The organism is Saccharothrix sp. AJ9571, from assembly GCF_021725495.1.
GTDB lineage: Bacteria > Actinomycetota > Actinomycetes > Mycobacteriales > Pseudonocardiaceae > Amycolatopsis > Amycolatopsis magusensis.
Genome location: NZ_CP091382.1, coordinates 9,568,569 through 9,585,693 on the forward strand (window position 1 = coordinate 9,568,569; position 17,125 = coordinate 9,585,693).

General features: G+C 70.2%; 13 protein-coding genes. 10 read left to right on the forward strand and 3 right to left on the reverse strand.

Annotation, left to right across the window (positions count from 1 at the left end; translation table 11 throughout):
* The first annotated feature begins 35 nt into the window (after window positions 1-35).
* Both L3Q67_RS43475 and mgrA read left to right on the forward strand, forming a co-directional pair.
* Complete coding sequence (locus tag L3Q67_RS43475; protein WP_499187216.1) at window positions 36-1,757, forward strand: AfsR/SARP family transcriptional regulator; 1,722 nt, start codon at window positions 36-38, stop codon at window positions 1,755-1,757.
* Window positions 1,758-1,845: 88 nt separating this feature from the next.
* On the forward strand, window positions 1,846-2,838 hold the full coding sequence (gene mgrA / locus L3Q67_RS43480; protein WP_499191789.1) for an L-glyceraldehyde 3-phosphate reductase: 993 nt from the start codon (window positions 1,846-1,848) through the stop codon (window positions 2,836-2,838).
* Here mgrA and L3Q67_RS43485 read toward each other — a convergent pair.
* Window positions 2,807-3,547 carry a TetR/AcrR family transcriptional regulator gene (locus L3Q67_RS43485; RefSeq protein WP_499187217.1) on the reverse strand — a complete coding sequence of 247 codons (741 nt, stop codon included), beginning with the start codon at window positions 3,545-3,547 and terminating at the stop codon, window positions 2,807-2,809. The two genes, mgrA and L3Q67_RS43485, sit on opposite strands and share 32 nt — an antisense overlap.
* A gap of 100 nt (window positions 3,548-3,647) precedes the next feature.
* On the opposite strand from L3Q67_RS43485, the gene L3Q67_RS43490 reads away from it, so the two are divergent.
* Both L3Q67_RS43490 and L3Q67_RS43495 read left to right on the forward strand, forming a co-directional pair.
* Entirely contained in the window at window positions 3,648-4,565 is a 918-nt protein-coding gene (locus L3Q67_RS43490) for a DrrA family ABC transporter ATP-binding protein (protein WP_499187218.1), read from the forward strand.
* Window positions 4,562-5,338, forward strand: a complete 777-nt coding sequence (locus tag L3Q67_RS43495; protein ID WP_499187219.1) for an ABC transporter permease — start codon at window positions 4,562-4,564, stop codon at window positions 5,336-5,338. Before L3Q67_RS43490 ends, L3Q67_RS43495 begins: the two co-directional genes overlap by 4 nt.
* 528 nt (window positions 5,339-5,866) lie before the next feature.
* Here L3Q67_RS43495 and L3Q67_RS43500 read toward each other — a convergent pair.
* Both L3Q67_RS43500 and L3Q67_RS43505 read right to left on the reverse strand, forming a co-directional pair.
* A complete protein-coding gene (locus L3Q67_RS43500) occupies window positions 5,867-6,580 on the reverse strand; it encodes a beta/alpha barrel domain-containing protein (RefSeq protein WP_499187220.1) in 714 nt (237 codons plus the stop codon).
* A 102-nt stretch (window positions 6,581-6,682) separates the two neighbouring features.
* The gene (locus tag L3Q67_RS43505; protein ID WP_499187221.1) at window positions 6,683-8,491 is read right to left on the reverse strand and encodes a hypothetical protein; all 1,809 of its coding nucleotides are present in this window, start codon (window positions 8,489-8,491) and stop codon (window positions 6,683-6,685) included.
* A gap of 202 nt (window positions 8,492-8,693) precedes the next feature.
* Here L3Q67_RS43505 and L3Q67_RS43510 point away from each other — a divergent pair, with 202 nt between their 5' ends.
* The 6 genes from L3Q67_RS43510 to L3Q67_RS43535 all read left to right on the forward strand — a co-directional run bounded on the left by L3Q67_RS43510 (window position 8,694) and on the right by L3Q67_RS43535 (window position 16,880).
* Window positions 8,694-9,659, forward strand: coding sequence for a carbohydrate kinase family protein (locus L3Q67_RS43510; protein WP_499187222.1), 966 nt, complete (start codon window positions 8,694-8,696; stop codon window positions 9,657-9,659).
* A complete protein-coding gene (gene metH / locus L3Q67_RS43515) occupies window positions 9,656-13,144 on the forward strand; it encodes a homocysteine S-methyltransferase family protein (RefSeq protein ID WP_499187223.1) in 3,489 nt (1,162 codons plus the stop codon). The genes L3Q67_RS43510 and metH overlap by 4 nt, the downstream gene beginning before the upstream one ends.
* A complete protein-coding gene (gene metF, locus L3Q67_RS43520; protein ID WP_499187224.1) occupies window positions 13,141-14,025 on the forward strand; it encodes a methylenetetrahydrofolate reductase in 885 nt (294 codons plus the stop codon). Before metH ends, metF begins: the two co-directional genes overlap by 4 nt.
* Before the next feature lie 61 nt (window positions 14,026-14,086).
* Window positions 14,087-14,413, forward strand: a complete 327-nt coding sequence (locus tag L3Q67_RS43525) for an ArsR/SmtB family transcription factor (RefSeq protein WP_499187225.1) — start codon at window positions 14,087-14,089, stop codon at window positions 14,411-14,413.
* A complete protein-coding gene (locus L3Q67_RS43530) occupies window positions 14,410-14,658 on the forward strand; it encodes a hypothetical protein (RefSeq protein ID WP_499187226.1) in 249 nt (82 codons plus the stop codon). Before L3Q67_RS43525 ends, L3Q67_RS43530 begins: the two co-directional genes overlap by 4 nt.
* Before the next feature lie 146 nt (window positions 14,659-14,804).
* Window positions 14,805-16,880 (forward strand): MMPL family transporter, encoded by a 2,076-nt coding sequence (locus L3Q67_RS43535; protein ID WP_499187227.1) that lies wholly within the window; start codon window positions 14,805-14,807, stop codon window positions 16,878-16,880.
* The last annotated feature ends 245 nt before the right edge of the window (window positions 16,881-17,125 follow it).

Consider the following 17,125-nt stretch of genomic DNA (forward strand, 5'->3'; position numbering starts at 1 on the left):
GAGATCACCCAGCGATCCCGCACGAGGTGCTTCCGATGACGGTAACCGGGCAACCCGTGGCCACCGGTGGTGATCGCCACCGGGTGACCGGGGTGCGTGGCGTGCTCACCGCCGCCGTGGTCCGCCTGAGCCCCGCCGACCGGCAACTCCTGAGCAGGCTGACCGTGTTCCCCGGGCTGTTCACCATCCGCGCGGTGCGGGAGCTGGCCGGTGCCGGGTGCCCGGACCCCACCGCCGCGATGGCCCGGCTGACCGGCGCGGCGCTGGTGGTCCGCTGCCGGACGCGGTTCCGGCTGCTGCGGGTGGTGCGCGAGTACTTCGCCAACGAGACCGTCGCCGCCGGTCTCCCGGTTCCCGGCCCGGATCGCGCCCGCTTGGACCACCTGCTGACGCTCGGGGACACCGCGCGCTTGTCGGGTGCCCACGAGCAGGCAGCCGACGTGCTGACCGAGGCGCTGGCGCTCTGCGCGCGGCACGGTGACGCCCGCAACGCCGGGATCGTGCTCGAAGCGCTCGGCGACGCCGCTCTCGAACTCGGTGACTACGCGGCCGCGTACGCCCGGCACACGCAGAGCAGGCGGCTCGCGATGCGCCTGGCCGACCCGCTCTGGACCGCGGAATCGCTGAACCAGCTCGGCTTGATCTCCTGGTTGCGTGGTGACTTCGGTGCCGCGCGCATGGTGTGCGCCGGCGCGGAAGCCCTGGCGAAGGCGCAGCCCGAGCCGCGGGCGAAGCGCGCGCGGTCGCGGGCCCTGCTCGGCCTGGGCGCGGTCGCGCTCCACCGCGGTAAGCATGGATCGGCCCACGAACTGCTCTCGCGCAGCTTCGCCGAAGCCGATCAAACGGCGTGGCGGGACGGCAAGGCGTGGGCGCTCAGCCAGCTCGGCCTGCTCGCGCTGCACGAGGGCGACGCCACGGCGGCACGCCGGATGCTGCGCACGAGCTTGCGCAACCACCACGCGCTCAACGCCCGTTGGCGGGTCGCCAGCGTGCTGGAGGCGCTCGCCGCTGTCGCTCTGGCGTCGCGAGAGCCCGAGCACGCGATCCGGCTGCTCGGGGCGGCCGCCGAGCTGCGGATGCTGACCGGCGCCCGGGTGCCGCCCGTCGAACGCCCGGCCCGCGAGCGGGCCCTGGCGTCCGCGCGCGCGACCGTGCCACGACCGCGGTTCGCGCAACTGTGGTCCGGTGGCACGGCCGAAGAGGTGATCCGCGCGGAGCTGGACGAGCACGCCGCGCACGCCGTCACGCGGGTGGTCGACCCGCCGCTGCGGGTTTTCGCGCTCGGGCAGGCCGCGGTGTTCCTCGGCACCGAACCGTTGCTGGCCGCCGACTGGACCTTCGCCAAACCCCGTGAGCTGCTGTACTTCCTGCTCACCGAGACCGACTGCACCAAGGAGCGGATCACCCGCGCGCTGTGGCCGTGGTCAACCGCCGCCCAGGTCCGCAACAACTTCCACACCACGCTGCACCACCTGCGCCGGGCGCTGCGGCAGCCGGGCTGGGTGACCTACGCGGACGGGCGGTACCGCTTCAACCGGGAACTCGGCTGCGACTTCGACGTCGACCGGTTCCGGGCCGCCCTGCGCGACGCCGACCTGGCCCCGGCGAAGTGGCTGAGCACCGCGGTCGAGGCCTACGGCGGCGACTTCCTCGACGGCATGCCCGGTGAGGACTGGATCACCGAGCGCCGCACGGCGCTGCGCCAGGAGTACGAACGCGCGGTGAGGACGCTGGAGGTGCTGCGACGGCGGCCGTGAAGTCCATCGTGGACGGTCCACGGGATCGGGGGCGAGGCCGTAGGCTCGGGCGGTGACTTACATCGCGGCTGCCGACAGGTACGACTCCATGGTTTACCGGCGGAGCGGGCGCAGCGGGCTCCACCTGCCCGCGGTCTCGCTCGGCCTGTGGCACAACTTCGGCCACGACCGGCCGTTCGAGACCCAGCGCGCCATCTGCCGCCGGGCCTTCGACCTCGGCATCACCCATTTCGACCTGGCCAACAACTACGGCCCGCCCTACGGCTCCGCGGAGCGCAACTTCGGCAGGCTGCTGGCCGAGGACTTCCGCCCGTACCGGGACGAACTGGTCATCTCCACCAAGGCCGGGTACGACATGTGGCCGGGGCCGTACGGCAACCTCGGCTCGCGCAAGTACCTGCTGGCCTCGCTGGACCAGTCCCTGGAGCGGATGGGGCTGGACTACGTGGACATCTTCTACTCGCACCGGTTCGACCCGGACACCCCGCTGGAGGAAACGGTCGGCGCGCTCGACACCGCCGTGCGCTCCGGGCGCGCGCTGTACGTCGGCATCTCGTCGTACTCCTCGGCCAAGACCGTCGAGGCCGCCCGCATCCTGCGTGACCTCGGCACCCCGCTGCTGATCCACCAGCCGTCCTACTCGATGCTCAACCGGTGGATCGAGGAGCAGGACCTGCTGTCCACTCTGGACTCGGTCGGCGCCGGCTGCATCGCGTTCTCCCCGCTGGCGCAAGGGTTGCTGACCGATCGCTACCTCAACGGCATCCCCGAGGACTCACGCGCGGCCACCGGCGGCGCGCTCAACGAGGGCATGCTCACCGACGAGAACCTCACCCGGGTCCGCGCGCTGAACGAGGTCGCCCAGCGGCGCGGCCAGAGCCTGGCCCAGCTCGCGCTGGCGTGGGCGCTGCGTGACCCGCGCGTCACCTCGGTGCTGATCGGCGCCAGCAGCGTGGCCCAGCTGGAGGCGAACGTCGGCTCGCTGGACAACCTCGTGTTCACCGACGACGAGCTCGCCGAGATCGAGCGCTACGCGGTGGAGGGCGACATCAACCTGTGGGCGCGGTCTTCCGCGCACTGACGTACTGGTCGATGCCTTCGAGCACGCGCCGCAGGCCGAACTCCAGATCGGGCAGGATCTCCTGCGCGAACTCGGTCTGCGGCGCGCCGACGGACTCGAAGGTGCCGTCGGCGAGCATGCCGGCCAGGATCGGGTAACGCCCGGTCCGCGCGCCGAGCGTCAGCGCGGTGGCGAAGTCCTCCATCGGCTTGAGGTCGATCGACAACCGCGCGAGGCTGAACGTGGCGGCGTTGAGGAACATCGTCGCCGAGATCCGCTCACCTGTGTCCAGTCCCGATCCTTCGAGCGCGCGCAACGCCGCTTCGAGCCACGCCAGCCCCTGCGGCCCCGCCGGCGGGCCTTCGATCTTCACCGACAACAGCCACGGGTGCTCGCGGTAGCCGACCCACATCGCGCGGACCCACGCCTCGATCTCCGCGCGCCAGTCACCGTCCCCCGGTTCGGGCGGCGGGCCGATCGCGCTGTCGGACATCAGCGCGACCAGCTGGTCCTTCCCGGAGACGTACCGGTAGAGCGACATCGTGGTGTAGCCGAGTTCGCCGGCGACGCGCTGCATGGACAGCGCGTCCAGCCCCTCCGCGTCGGCCACCCGCACACCCGCGCGCACGATCTCGTCGAGCGTGAGCCCGGGCCGGGGTCCCCTGGCCGTGCGTTTGGGGCTCCCCCACATCAGCTCGAGGTTGCTCGGCCTGGCCTGGTCCTTCGGCATCTCCCACCCATCGTCCCGCGATCGCGCTTGACGGCCATCCTAGAACTGTGTATCACTTACACCATTGAGTGTACGAGATACACAGTTCGAGGGGACGGACATGATCGAAGTGCAGGGGCTGGTGAAGTCGTTCGCCGGCAACCGCGTGCTCACCGGGGTTGACCTGCGGGTCGAGCCCGGGCGGATGCTCGCGTTGCTCGGCCCGAACGGCGCGGGCAAGACCACCGTGGTGCGGATATTGAGCACGCTGCTGCCCGCCGACGCCGGGCGCGCCACGGTGCTGGGCCTGGACGTGGCGCGGCAGGCGGCGCAGGTCCGGCGGTCGATCGGGCTGACCGGGCAGTTCTCCGCGGTGGACAAACTGCTCACCGGCCGCGAGAACCTGATCATGATGGGCAAGCTGCAGCACCTCGGGCGTGGCGCGAAGGCTCGCGCCGGCGAGCTGCTCGAGCAGTTCTCGTTGACCGAGGCGGCGGACCGCCCGGCGAAGACCTACTCCGGGGGCATGTTCCGGCGGCTCGACCTCGCGGCCAGCCTGATCACCTCACCGCCGGTGCTGTTCCTCGACGAGCCGACCACCGGGCTCGACCCGCGCAGCCGCACCACCATGTGGGAGGCGATCCGGCAGCTGCTCACCGGCGGCACCACGATCCTGCTCACCACGCAGTACCTGGAGGAGGCCGACCAGCTGGCCGACCGGATCGCCGTGCTCGACGACGGGCACGTGATCGCCGAAGGCTCGGCCGACGAGCTGAAAGCCAAGGTCGGCGACGAACGGGCCGAGCTGGCCTTCGATGATCCGGCGGACACCGCCCGCGCCTGCGCGGTACTGGCCGTGCCGCAGGCGGAGGTGCTTTCGGTGCGGATCTCCAGCGTGCGGGAGCTGCGGCTGCTGCTGGAACGACTGGACGGCGCCGGACTGGAACCGGCGAGCCTGCGGGTGAAGAAACCGACGCTGGACGACGTGTTCCTCAGCGTGACCGGCCGCCGCGGCGGCGAGAAGGCGAGTGCGGCATGACCACGGTGCGTGCGGGCTGGGCGCTGGGCGATTCCTGGACGATGATCGGCCGCTCGATCCGGCACATCGGGCGGAACCCCGAGCAGGTGGTGGTCGCGGTCCTGCTGCCGGCGATGATCCTGCTGGTCTTCCGGTACATGTTCGGCGGCGCGATCGACACCGGTTCCACCGGTTACGCGGACTACCTGATCGCGGGCATGATCGTGCTGAGCGTGTCGATGAACTCGACCTCCACCGCCACGGCCGTGCGGTCCGACCTGTCGGAGGGCTTCGTCGACCGGCTGCGGTCGATGCCGGTGTACAGCTCGGCGGTGATCATCGGCCACGTGGCGGCGGCGGTGGTGCGCAACGGGATCTCCACGCTGGTGATGCTCGGCGTCGGCATGCTGGTCGGCTTCACCCCGCGCGCCGACCTCGACGGCTGGCTCGCGGTGGCCGGGCTGATGCTGGTGTTCTCGGTGGCGATGGCGTTCCTGGCGGCGATCCTCGGCATGGTGGCGAAGACGGTGGAGGGTGCGAGCGGGCTGAGCGTGATGCTGGTCTTCGCGCCGTACGTCTCCAGCGCCTTCGCGCCGACGGACACCCTGCCGGGCTGGCTGCGGGTGGTGGCCGAGAACCAGCCGATCACCCTGGTCATGGACACCGTGCGCCCCCTCCTGCTCGGCCACCCCACCACCGGCGACGGCTGGCTCGCCGTCCTCTGGTGGACCGGCATCCTCCTCGTCGCCGTCCCCCTAGCCGGCCACCTCTTCCGCCACCGCACCCCCCACTAACCCCGAACCCCACGTTCAGGCAGCCGAACCCCACGTTCGCGGCCGAGTTCCACACTCGCGCCACCGAGTTCCACGTTCCCGCAGCCGAGTCCCACGTTCAGGCAGCCGAGTTCCACACTCAGGCACTCGAGCTCCACATTCGCGGGCCCGAGATCCACATTCGGCGCGGGCGGCCACTGGCGAGCGCGGCCACGGCCCTGGCTCCGAATGCGGGATTCGGCTGCCTGGACGCAGCACTCAGGCACACGAATGTGCAACTCGGCTGCACGAGCGCGGGTTTCGGCTTCCTGAATGCAGGACTCGACTGCGCGAGTGTGGGCTCGGCCCCCACCAGTGGGGCTCGGCGGCGCCGAACGTGGGACTCGGCTGTCCCAACGGGGGGTTCGGCTGCCTGAACGTGGGACTCGGCGGCGCGAGTGTGGGATTCAGCTTCCCCAACGTGGGACTCGGCGGCGCGAGTGTGGGACTCGGGTGCCTGAACGTGGGGTTCGGGTGCCTGAACGTGGAACTCGGGTGCGCGGGGGTGGGTTAGCGGGCGGTGGCGGAGAGGCGGCCGGCTTGGACGGCGTGGCGCATGGCGGCGGCGAGGCCTGCCGGGTCGCGGGCGGTGGCGACGGCGGTGTTGACCAGGACGGCGTCGGCGCCGAGTTCGAGGGCTCGGGCGGCGTGCGCGACCGAACCGATGCCGCATTCGACCACGATCGGCACGGTCGCGACCTCCAGTACCGAGAGCAACGCGTGTTCGTCGACGATGCCGCGCCCACTCCCGACCGGCGAAGCCACCACCCGGACCGCCGCGCAGCCCGCGTCGGCGAGCCGGGTGACCAGGCCCGGATCGGCGTCGACCAGCGGCAGCACGGCGAACCCGTCGGCGAGCAGTTGCTCGGCGACGGTCACCGTGGCCGGGCCGTCCGGCAGGTTCGCCACGTCACGGACGTCGAGTTTGACGATCTCGATGCCGAACGACTCGTGCAGCAGCCGCGCGGTCTTCAGCGCCTCCGCCCCACTGCGCGCGAACGACGTGGTGCCGACCCAGGTGAACGTGTCCACGTCGACGAACCGGGACAGCTCCGACAACGCCACCCCCGCCCGCCCCGACCCGAGGTCGAGCGTGGTGATGAAGACGTCGCACCCGCCGGCCTCCAGCACTTCCCCGATCAGTTTCGCCGAATCGTAGAGTTCCGCGCCGAGCAGCAACCGCGACCGGAACTCCCTGCCCTTGACCCGCAACCAGGCGTGCATTCACCCGAGTCTAGTCCCATTTCCGCGAATGCGAACGCCATTGCACAATGCGCAATGCGCGGAATCCGCGAATTCCATTGCAAAGGGCGCAACAAAAGACATTCAGCGCGCCGGAGACCATTTGCCGACGAAGCTGCCGCAGGTGATGGGCTGACCGGTGAGGATGGCTCTGATGTCGTTCTCCAGGTCCGCGTGGTCGAAGATCGGGGCGTCCGGGGTGACCCAGCGCGGTACGTTCCCGCCCGCCGCCAGTGTCTCCGGCTTCACGGTCTGGAACAGCACGAGGTAGTCCCCTTCGCGGTTCAGCTCCTCGGTGCGCATGATCATCCGCATCGGCCCGTCGCCGACCAGTTCCAGTGGCAGCGGCCATTCCAGCGGATACGGGTTGCGCAGGCTGAACGCCGGATAGGCGAACGGATTGTCCGGCAGCACGGCCACCTTCGACGCCGGGAACTGCCGCAGGCAGGAATTGAGCTGGGAAACGTACCGGTGCGTCGCCGGATTCGTCATGACGCCGCGCATTTCGGGGTTGACCGTGCCCAGGTCCTCGGTGAGCGCGGCGCGCGGCAGGTCGAGGTACGGGGCGCGGTCGTGGCGCTGCACCACGGCGGTACCGGCGGCCGCGAACACCACCACCCCGGCCAGCGCGGTGAGCTCGCGACCCGGCGACGGCACCGGTGGCATGCCTTCGACCAGGCACAGGACGGCGGTCAGCCCGAGACTGCCCGCCAGCAGCGACGGCGTGTCCACGCCCCACGACAAGCTGATCATGTACCCGAGCGCGACCACCAACAGCGCCGCGGGCGGCAGGCGCCGACGGGAGATCGTGGCGACCACCAGCGCGGCGGCCGCCGACCACCACAGCACATCCGCCCAGCGCGGCTCCGACCCGAACAGGCCCTGCCACACCGCCGCCGTCACCGCCGCGGTGCCCGCGAGCACCAACGCCCGGTCCACCATCGGCCACCGCTTCACCAGGCGCACCACGACCAGCAGGCCGGCGATCCCCGCGAACAGGAAGATCAACAAGACCGGCGTGTGCGGCAGCGGAACACCGTGCGGGGTGAAGAAGAACTCGTCCACCCAGAACGCGACCAGCCGCTCCCCGTACGCCGGGACCCCGGTCGCCACCTGCGCGTACATCGACTCGTACCCGTCGGCCAGCCACACCACCGCGACGTAGGCGAGCGGGAAGGCGCCGAGCACCAGCAGGTCGACCACCGTCCGCCACCACCACCGCCAGGTCCGCAGCGCACCCGCCCGGCTCGCCGGGTGCAGCAGCAACCACGCCGCCGCCAGCACGATCCCGGCCAGGAACCCCTGCTTGACGAACCCGGCGACGCCGAACAGGAACAACCCCAGCCGCCGCGGCCACACCCGGCCCGAGCGCAGGCCCGCGTCCAGCGCCCACGCGCCGCACGCGATCAGCGCGATGCCGTCGATGGTGTGCCAGGCCATCATCGGGAAGCCGTTCAGGTTCATCAGCGCGGCCCCGGCCACCAGCGCGGTGAAGCCGGGCCCCCAGGTCAGCACCGGGCGCCGGGTGACCAGCGCGGCGAGCGCCACCGTGGCCAGGGTCAGCTCCAGCATCGACAGCACACCCGAGACCACGAACAACGGCCCCGGCACGAGGAAGTCGACGGTGTGCAGCAGCGCCGAAGCCAGCGGCCGCGCCGAGACGATGTCCGCGTGCGGGATCTCCCCGTGCAGGATCCGCCAGCTCTGCGCGAGGATGAACCCCTGGTCGGACGGGTGGAAGCCGAACCGGCCGACGCGCAGTTCGGCCACCACGGCGAGCGCGGTGATCCAGGTGGCGTGCAGCAGCATCCGGAGCCGCCTGCCGGGCCACGGCGGCGCGGCGGCGGGCAGTACGGGCGGCAGCAGCTGACGAACCGGAGCAACAACAGCCACGCGCGCAAACCCCCGACGGGTGGACGGACGACCTCGGACCGCGGTCGCTGGATCGGTGAAGTTCCCACGGCCGCACTGGGTCTTTTGCCAGGCAGCGCCCGGATGTTTCAGAAGAGTGACTCAGATCACATGTGATTGTCGAAAAGAAGGCCCGCGTCAGCCGCCCCCGAAACTGGGGCCTCCAGGCTGAGGGAGGACCGCCGTGCGCATCACCGTGGCTGGCTCGATCGCCACCGACCACCTGATGACCTTCCCGGGGAAGTTCAGTGAACTGTTCCTCGCCGACCGGCTCGACCGCGTCTCGCTGTCGTTCCTGGCCGACCGGCTGGAGGTCCGCCGCGGCGGGGTGGCCGCCAACATCGCCTTCGGCCTCGGCAGGCTCGGGCTGGCGCCGCGGCTGGCCGGCGCGGTCGGCCCCGACTTCGGCGACTACGGCGACTGGCTGCGCGACCACGGCGTCGACACCAGCGCGGTCCGCGTCAGCCAGGACCGGCACACCGCCCGGTTCACCTGCACCACCGATCTCGTGCAGAACCAGATCGCCACCTTCTACCCCGGCGCGATGGTGGAGGCCAAGGAGATCGACCTGAGCCGTGTCGGCCCGATCGACCTGGCGGTGCTCGCGCCCGATGACCCCGAGGCGATGCTCCGGCACACCGCGCAGTGCCGCGAGCTGAACGTGCCGTTCGCCGCCGATCCGTCGCAGCAGCTGGCCACCCTGGACCGCGAGCAGACCCGGCAGCTGATCACCGGCGCGCAGTTCCTGTTCACCAACGAGTACGAAGCCGCCCTGCTGCAGGAACGCAGCGGCTGGACGCGGCGCCAGGTGCTCGAGCGCGTGCGGACCTGGATCACCACCTACGGCGAGGAGGGCGTGGCCATCGACGGCCCGCGTTCGTTGCGCGTGCCCGCGGTGCCCGCGCACGACATCGCCGACCCGACCGGTGTCGGTGACGCCTTCCGCGCCGGGTACCTGGCCGGCTTCGCCTGGGGCTGGCCGGACGAACGCGCCGCGCAGCTCGGCTGCGCGCTGGCCACGGCCGTGCTGGAGACGGTCGGGCCGCAGGAGTACAAGCTGGTCGCCTCCGACCTGGCCGCGCGGGCGGCCGAGAGCTACGGGCAGGCGGCCGCCGACCGGATCGAAGCGGGATTGGCGGAGGTCGCATGACGGACCGGGTGAAGGCGCTGCGGGAAGCACTCGCGAGCCGGGTGGTGGTCGCGGACGGCGCGATGGGCACCATGCTCCAGGAGCAGAACCCGACCATGGAGGACTTCGAACAGCTCGAAGGCTGCAACGAGGTGCTCAACGTGACGCGCCCCGACATCGTGCGCTCGGTGCACGAGGCGTACTTCGCCGTCGGCGTGGACTGCGTGGAGACCAACACCTTCGGCACGAACCTGGCCGCGCTCGGCGAGTACGACATCGCGCACCGGGTCTTCGAACTGGCCGAAGCGGGCGCGAGGATCGCCAGGGAGGTCGCCGACGAGTTCGCCGCCGACGGCCGTCCGCGCTGGGTGCTCGGCTCGATGGGGCCGGGCACCAAACTGCCCACGCTCGGGCACGCGCCCTACGCCGCGTTGCGCGACGCCTACCGCGACAACGCCGCCGGCCTGATCGCCGGTGGCGCCGACGCGTTGCTGGTCGAGACCACCCAGGACCTGCTGCAGACCAAGGCCGCGGTGGTCGGCGCCCGGCGGGCGCTCGCCGAATCCGGGGCGAACCTGCCGCTGCTGGTGCAGGTCACCGTGGAGACCACCGGCACGATGCTGCTCGGGTCGGAGATCGGGGCCGCGCTCACCGCGCTGGAACCGCTGGGCATCGACATGATCGGGCTCAACTGCGCCACCGGTCCGGCCGAGATGAGCGAGCACCTGCGCTACCTCGCCCGGCACGCGCGGACCCGGGTCTCGGCGATGCCGAACGCCGGTCTGCCGGTCCTCGGCGCCAATGGCGCGCACTACCCGCTGAGCCCGGAAGAACTCGCCGACGCGCACGAGACCTTCATCCGCGACTACGGGATTTCCCTGGTCGGCGGCTGCTGCGGCACCACGCCGGAACACCTGCGCCAGGTGGTCGAGCGGGTTCGCGACCTCCAGCCGACGCCGCGCGACCCCCGGCCCGAACCGGGCGCCGCGTCGCTGTACCAGACCGTGCCGTTCCGGCAGGACACCGCGTACCTGGCCATCGGTGAACGCACGAACGCCAATGGTTCCAAGAAGTTCCGCGAAGCCATGCTCGAAGGGCGCTGGGACGACTGCGTGGAGGTGGCCCGCGCGCAGATCCGCGAAGGCGCGCACCTGCTCGACCTCTGCGTGGACTACGTGGGCCGCGACGGCGTCGCCGACATGGCCGAGCTCGCCGGGCGGTTCGCGACCAGCTCCACGCTGCCGATCGTGCTCGACTCCACCGAGCCCGCGGTGCTCCAGGCCGGGCTGGAAAAGCTCGGCGGGCGCGCGGTGCTCAACTCGGTGAACTACGAGGACGGCGACGGCCCGGACTCGCGGTTCGCCCAGATCACCCGGCTCGCGGTGGAGCACGGCGCCGCGCTGATCGCGCTGACCATCGACGAAGAGGGCCAGGCACGCACCCCCGAGCACAAGGTCGCGGTGGCCGAGCGGCTGATCGCCGACCTCACCGGCAACTGGGGTGTCCGCGAGTGCGACATCATCGTCGACTGCCTCACCTTCACCATCGCCACCGGGCAGGAGGAGTCGCGGAAGGACGGTATCGCCACCATCGAGGCGATCCGCGAGCTGAAGCGGCGGCACCCGGAGGTCCAGACCACGCTCGGGCTGTCCAACATCTCCTTCGGCCTCAACCCCGCCGCCCGCATGGTGCTGAATTCGGTGTTCCTCAACGAATGCGTGGAAGCCGGGCTGGATTCGGCGATCGTGCACGCGGCGAAGATCCTGCCCATCGCCCGGCTGGCCGACGAGCAACGGAACGTGGCGCTGGACCTGATCTACGACCGGCGGCGTGATGGCTATGACCCGCTGCAGGAGTTCCTCGCTTTGTTCGAGGGCGTGGACAGCAAGTCGATGCAGGCGAGCAAAACCCAGGAACTGCTCGGGCTGCCGCTGGACGAACGGCTGCAACGGCGCATCATCGACGGTGAGCGCAAGGGGCTCGAAGCCGATCTCGACGCGGCGCTGGAGACCAAGCCCGCCCTGGACATCGTCAACCACACCCTGCTCGAAGGCATGAAGGTGGTCGGCGAGCTGTTCGGTTCGGGGCAGATGCAGTTGCCGTTCGTGCTGCAGTCGGCCGAGGTGATGAAGACCGCGGTGGCCTACCTCGAGCCGCACATGGAGAAGTCGGACGCCGCGGGCAAGGGCACCATCGTGCTGGCCACCGTGCGCGGGGACGTGCACGACATCGGCAAGAACCTGGTCGACATCATCCTGTCCAACAACGGCTACACCGTGGTGAACCTGGGCATCAAACAGCCGGTGTCGGCGATCCTGGAGGCCGCCGTCGAGCACAAGGCGGACGTGATCGGCATGTCCGGGCTGCTGGTGAAGTCCACGGTGATCATGAAGGAGAACCTGCAGGAGCTGAACCAGCGCAAGCTGGCGGCGGACTACCCGGTCATCCTCGGCGGGGCCGCGCTCACCCGCGCCTACGTGGAGCAGGACCTGCACGAGATCTACGAGGGCGAGGTCCGGTACGCGCGCGACGCCTTCGAGGGCCTGCGGCTGATGGACGCGCTGATCGCGGTCAAGCGCGGCGTCCCCGGCGCGAAACTGCCCGAGCTGAAACCGCGGCGGGTGGCGAAGACCACCACCGCCGAGGTGCTCGAGCCGCCGCCGGACGAGGGTTCGGTGCGATCCGATGTCGCGATCGACAACCCGGTGCCGGAGCCGCCGTTCTGGGGAACGCGGGTGGTCAAGGGCATCCCGCTCAAGGACTACGCGTCCTGGTTGGACGAAGACGCGTTGTTCAAGGGGCAGTGGGGGCTCAAGCAGGCACGCGGGAACGGACCGTCCTATGCGGAACTCGCGGAGACCGAGGGCAAGCCGCGCCTGCGTGGCTGGCTGGACGAACTGCACACGGCGAACCTGCTCGAAGCCGCCGTCGTCTACGGCTACTTCCCCTGCGTGTCCAAAGGGGACGATCTGATCCTGCTGTCGGAAACCGGGTCCGAGCGCACGAGGTTCACCTTCCCGCGACAGCCGCGTGGACGCAGGCTGTGCCTGGCCGACTTCTTCCGGCCCGAGGAATCCGGCGAGATCGACGTGGTCGGCCTGCAGATCGTCACGGTCGGCTCGCGGATCGGGCAGCGGACGGCCGAGCTGTTCGCCGCCGACGCCTACCGCGACTACCTGGAGTTGCACGGGTTGTCGGTACAACTGGCGGAAGCGCTCGCCGAGTACTGGCACGCCAGGGTGCGTGCGGAACTCGGCTACGCGAACGAGGACCCGGCTGCCGTCGAGGACATGTTCGCGCTGAAGTACCGCGGTGCCCGGTTCTCGCTGGGTTACGGGGCGTGCCCGGACCTGGAGGACCGCGCGAAGATCGCCGCGTTGCTCGACCCGTCGCGCATCGGCGTGGAGCTGTCGGAGGAGTACCAGTTGCACCCCGAGCAGTCGACCGACGCGATCGTGCTGCACCACCCGGAGGCGAAGTACTTCAACACGGGAGCCCGGCGATGACCACGCTGCGCGAGGAACTGGCCTCCGGCCGTCCCAGCTTCTCCTTCGAGTTCTTCCCGCCGAAGACCGACGTCGGCGAACGGCGGTTCTGGGATTCGGTGCGGCGGGTGGAGTCGCTGGCGCCGACGTTCGTCTCGGTGACCTACGGCGCCGGCGGGTCGTCGCGGGAACGCACGGTGAACATGACCGAGGCGATCGTCGCCGAAACGACGTTGCGGGCGGTCGCGCACCTGACCGCGGTGGGGCACTCGGTCGCCGAACTGCGGCAGATCATCGGCCAGTACGCGGGCGCGGGCATCCGGGACGTGCTGGTGCTGCGCGGCGATCCGCCCGGCGACCCGCGGGCCCAGTGGATCCCGCACCCGCAGGGCTTCACCTACGCGACCGAGCTGGTGGCGCTGGTCAAGGACATCGGCGACTTCTCGATCGGCGTGGCCGCCTACCCCGAGCTGCACCCGCGATCGTCCGATGTGGAGAGTGATACCCGGTACTTCGTGGACAAGTGCCGGGCGGGCGCGGACTACGCGGTGACGCAGATGTTCTTCGACGTGACGCACTACCTGCGCCTGCGGGACCGCGTCGAAGCGGCGGGCTGCACCACGCCGATCATCCCGGAGATCATGCCGGCCACCGACTTCAAGCAGATCCACCGGTTCGCCGAGCTCAGCGACGCCTCTTTCCCGGCGCGGCTGGCGCAGGCACTGGAGCGGGCCACGCCGGAGGACGCCTACCGGATCGGCGTCGACCACGCGACCGCGATGGCCGAACGCCTGCTCGCGGAGGGCGCGCCCGGCCTGCACTACATCACCCTGAACAAGTCGGACGCCGCACTGGACATCCACCGCCGCGTCCTCGGCTCCGCCACCCCGAAAGCCGCCTGAACAGGCTAGCCAACCCGAACCTGCACCTGCTAACTTTTGTTGGCATGTGCAGGTTCGCGTTGTGAGCCCGACCGGGGACGAGCTGGTGCGCGTGCTGGCGACGCTGGCGAACCCGCACCGCGTGCGCGTGGTGGCCACGCTCGCGCGGCAGCGGTACTACGTCAGCGAACTGGCGCGCGAGCTGGGCATCAGCCGTGCGCTCCTGCAGGTGCACCTGCGCAAGCTCGAAGCGGCCGGGCTGGTCACCGCGCGGCTGGAGCTGTCCGGCGACGGCAAGGCGATGAAGTTCTACGAGGTGACCCCGTTCGCCTACGAGCTGACCCCGCGGTCCATCGCGGCGGCGGCCGAGACGCTGAGCGAGCCCGGGCAGAAGGGATCAGGGGAATGAGCGACAACGACTGGCAGGAGCTGGCCGGGGTGATCGGGATCTTCGTCCTGATCACCACCGTGCTGACCGTGGCGATCTGGCAGCTCGCCGTGACCTGGCGCGCGAAGGCCGCGCTGGCCAGGGAAGACACCTATCGCAGGCTGGCCGAGCGGGCGGTGACGAGCCAGGAGGACACCCAGCGGCAACTCGCCGAGCTGCGGAGCCGCATGGACGGGATGGAAAGGATTCTCAAGGAAGTCGAGTAGGAGACCCTGGGCCGCCGAGTTGCAGCTCGACGGCCCAGGCGGAAGAAGCACCACCTCGCCCGAGGGCGAGTCCTTCGTGTCGTACCCCTTCAGGGAAAGGACATCAGTTCATGCTGCCCGATGGCAAATCGGCAGGCCGTCGTCCGGTGACCGAGAGGATCGCCGGCTGGTCGGCCGAGCACCGCGGCAAGGCGATCGCCGGGTGGTTCGCGCTGGTCGCGCTCACCCTCGCGATCAGCTTCCTGGCCTCCGGACCGGACGCACCCAACACCGATCCCGGCGAATCCGGCGAGGCCCAAACGGCTCTGCGGGCGGAAACCGCCTACGAGCCGGTCCACGAATACGTACTGGTGCAAGCGATTGCGCCGGTGGATCCGGCGGCGGCGGTGGCGGATCTGGCTTCGTCGCTGCGCGACCGTGGCGAAGTGACCGCGGTCCGCTCCCCCACCGATCCGGACGGCGCGAACCTGATCTCCGCCGACGGCCGGTCGTTCCTGGTCACCTTCCACCTCAGCGGCCCGGGCCCGCAGACCCCGGCGCAGGCACGGGCCGCGACCGAGGTGATCGAAGCGGTCGCGGCCCGGCACCCGGGTGTCCGCGTGGCGCAGGCGGGCGATCGCAGCCTGACCGCCGCGGTGGACGAGGCGATCAAGAACGATCTGAGCCGGTCACACCTGCTCTCGTTGCCGATCACCTTGCTGATCCTGGTGGTGGTCTTCGGCTCGCTCGTGGCCGCCGGGCTGCCCCTGCTGCTGACGCTGACGGTGGTCGCCGCGACCTTCTCGCTGCTCGCGGTGATCGGCAAGGTGGTGCCGTTCAACAGCGCGGGCTCGGCGCTGGTGCTGCTGATCGGGGTCGCGGTCGGGGTGGACTATTCGCTGTTCATCCTGCGGCGCCACCGCGAAGAACGCCACGCCGGGCGGCCGACCGCGGACGTGTTGCGCGTCACCGCCCGCACTTCCGGCCGGGTGGTGGTGGTTTCCGGGCTGACCGTGGTGCTGTGCCTGACCGGCCTGCTGTTCACCGGGCTCGGGGTGTTCCGCGGCCTGACCATCGGCACCGCGCTGGTGGTCGGCTTGGCGATGCTCGGCGCGGTGACCGTGCTGCCCGCGTTGCTTTCGCTGCTGGGCGATCGGATCGACGCACTGCGGCTGCCGTGGTTCGGGCGCGGGCGGACCGCCGCGCGGGAATCACGGGCGTGGGCGTCCATCGCCGCCGCCGTGGTGAAGCGGCCGCTCGCCTGGGGTGGCCTGGCCACGCTGGCGCTGCTGCTGACCGCCGCTCCGGCGCTCGGCATGCGACTGCAGGACGCCGCGATCACGCAGAGCCTGCCGCGTGACGTACCCGCCGTCGACGCGGCGATCCGGATGGGCGAGGCCTTTCCCGGAATGCCGATCCCGGCGCGCGTGGTGGTGTGGAACCAGAGCGCGGAACTGGGTCCGGCGATCGGTGAATTGCGGGAACGGGTGGCGGCCAGCGGGGGCAGGCTGTTCGAACCGGTGGCGGTCTCGGAGGTCGGGGAAACCCTGGTGATCCGGGTGCCGCTGGCCGGTACGGGCACCGACCCGCGCTCGACCGCGGCGCTCGAATACCTGCGGCACGAGGTGCTGCCGGACGTCTTCGACGGCAAGGCGGAATACGCGGTCGGGGGCCGGACCGCGACCCCGTACGACTTCACCGCCCGAATAGCCGAACGCGGGCCGTTCGTTTTCGCCTTCGTGCTGGTGCTGGCGTTCGCGCTGCTGCTGGTGGCGTTCCGCTCGATCGCCATCCCGCTCGTCTCGATCGTGCTGAACCTGCTCTCGATCGGCGCCGCCTACGGGGTGCTGACCTGGGTTTTCCAGTTCGGCAATCTCAGCGGGCCGCTCGGGTTCACCGCGTACGGCGGTGTGGTGGGCTGGCTGCCGCTGTTCATCTTCGTCCTGCTTTTCGGGCTCAGCATGGACTACCACATCTTCATCCTCAGCCGCATTCGCGAACGCTTCACCCCCGGCGACGCCCGTGGTGCGATCGTCCGCGGAATCGGCGCCAGTTCCGGCGTGGTCACCAGCGCCGCGGTGATCATGATCGCGGTATTCGCGGTTTTCCTCACGCTGACCGCCATCGAGTACAAAATGCTCGGCCTGGGAATGGCGGCCGCCGTCTTCATCGACGCCACCGTGGTCCGCGGCGTCCTACTGCCCGCCGCCCTCTCCCTGCTGGGCGATCGGGCCTGGAAATAACGTCGACCAACCAGATTACCGGATGCCCGGCGACCGCGGTCGCCGGGCATCCCCTACTCACGAGTATCTACTTGCTACTCGCGTCAGCATTTCCACCACAGGTCCGTCACCATTGCGACGAAGGCGTGGATGTCCATAAGAAGAAGACTGGTCAAGTTTTTGATTACTTTCTGCTGAGTCGACCTAGGCCGATCGTTGGCGACAGATGATGATCTACACCAAAGAGGAAGACTAAGTCAACCGAG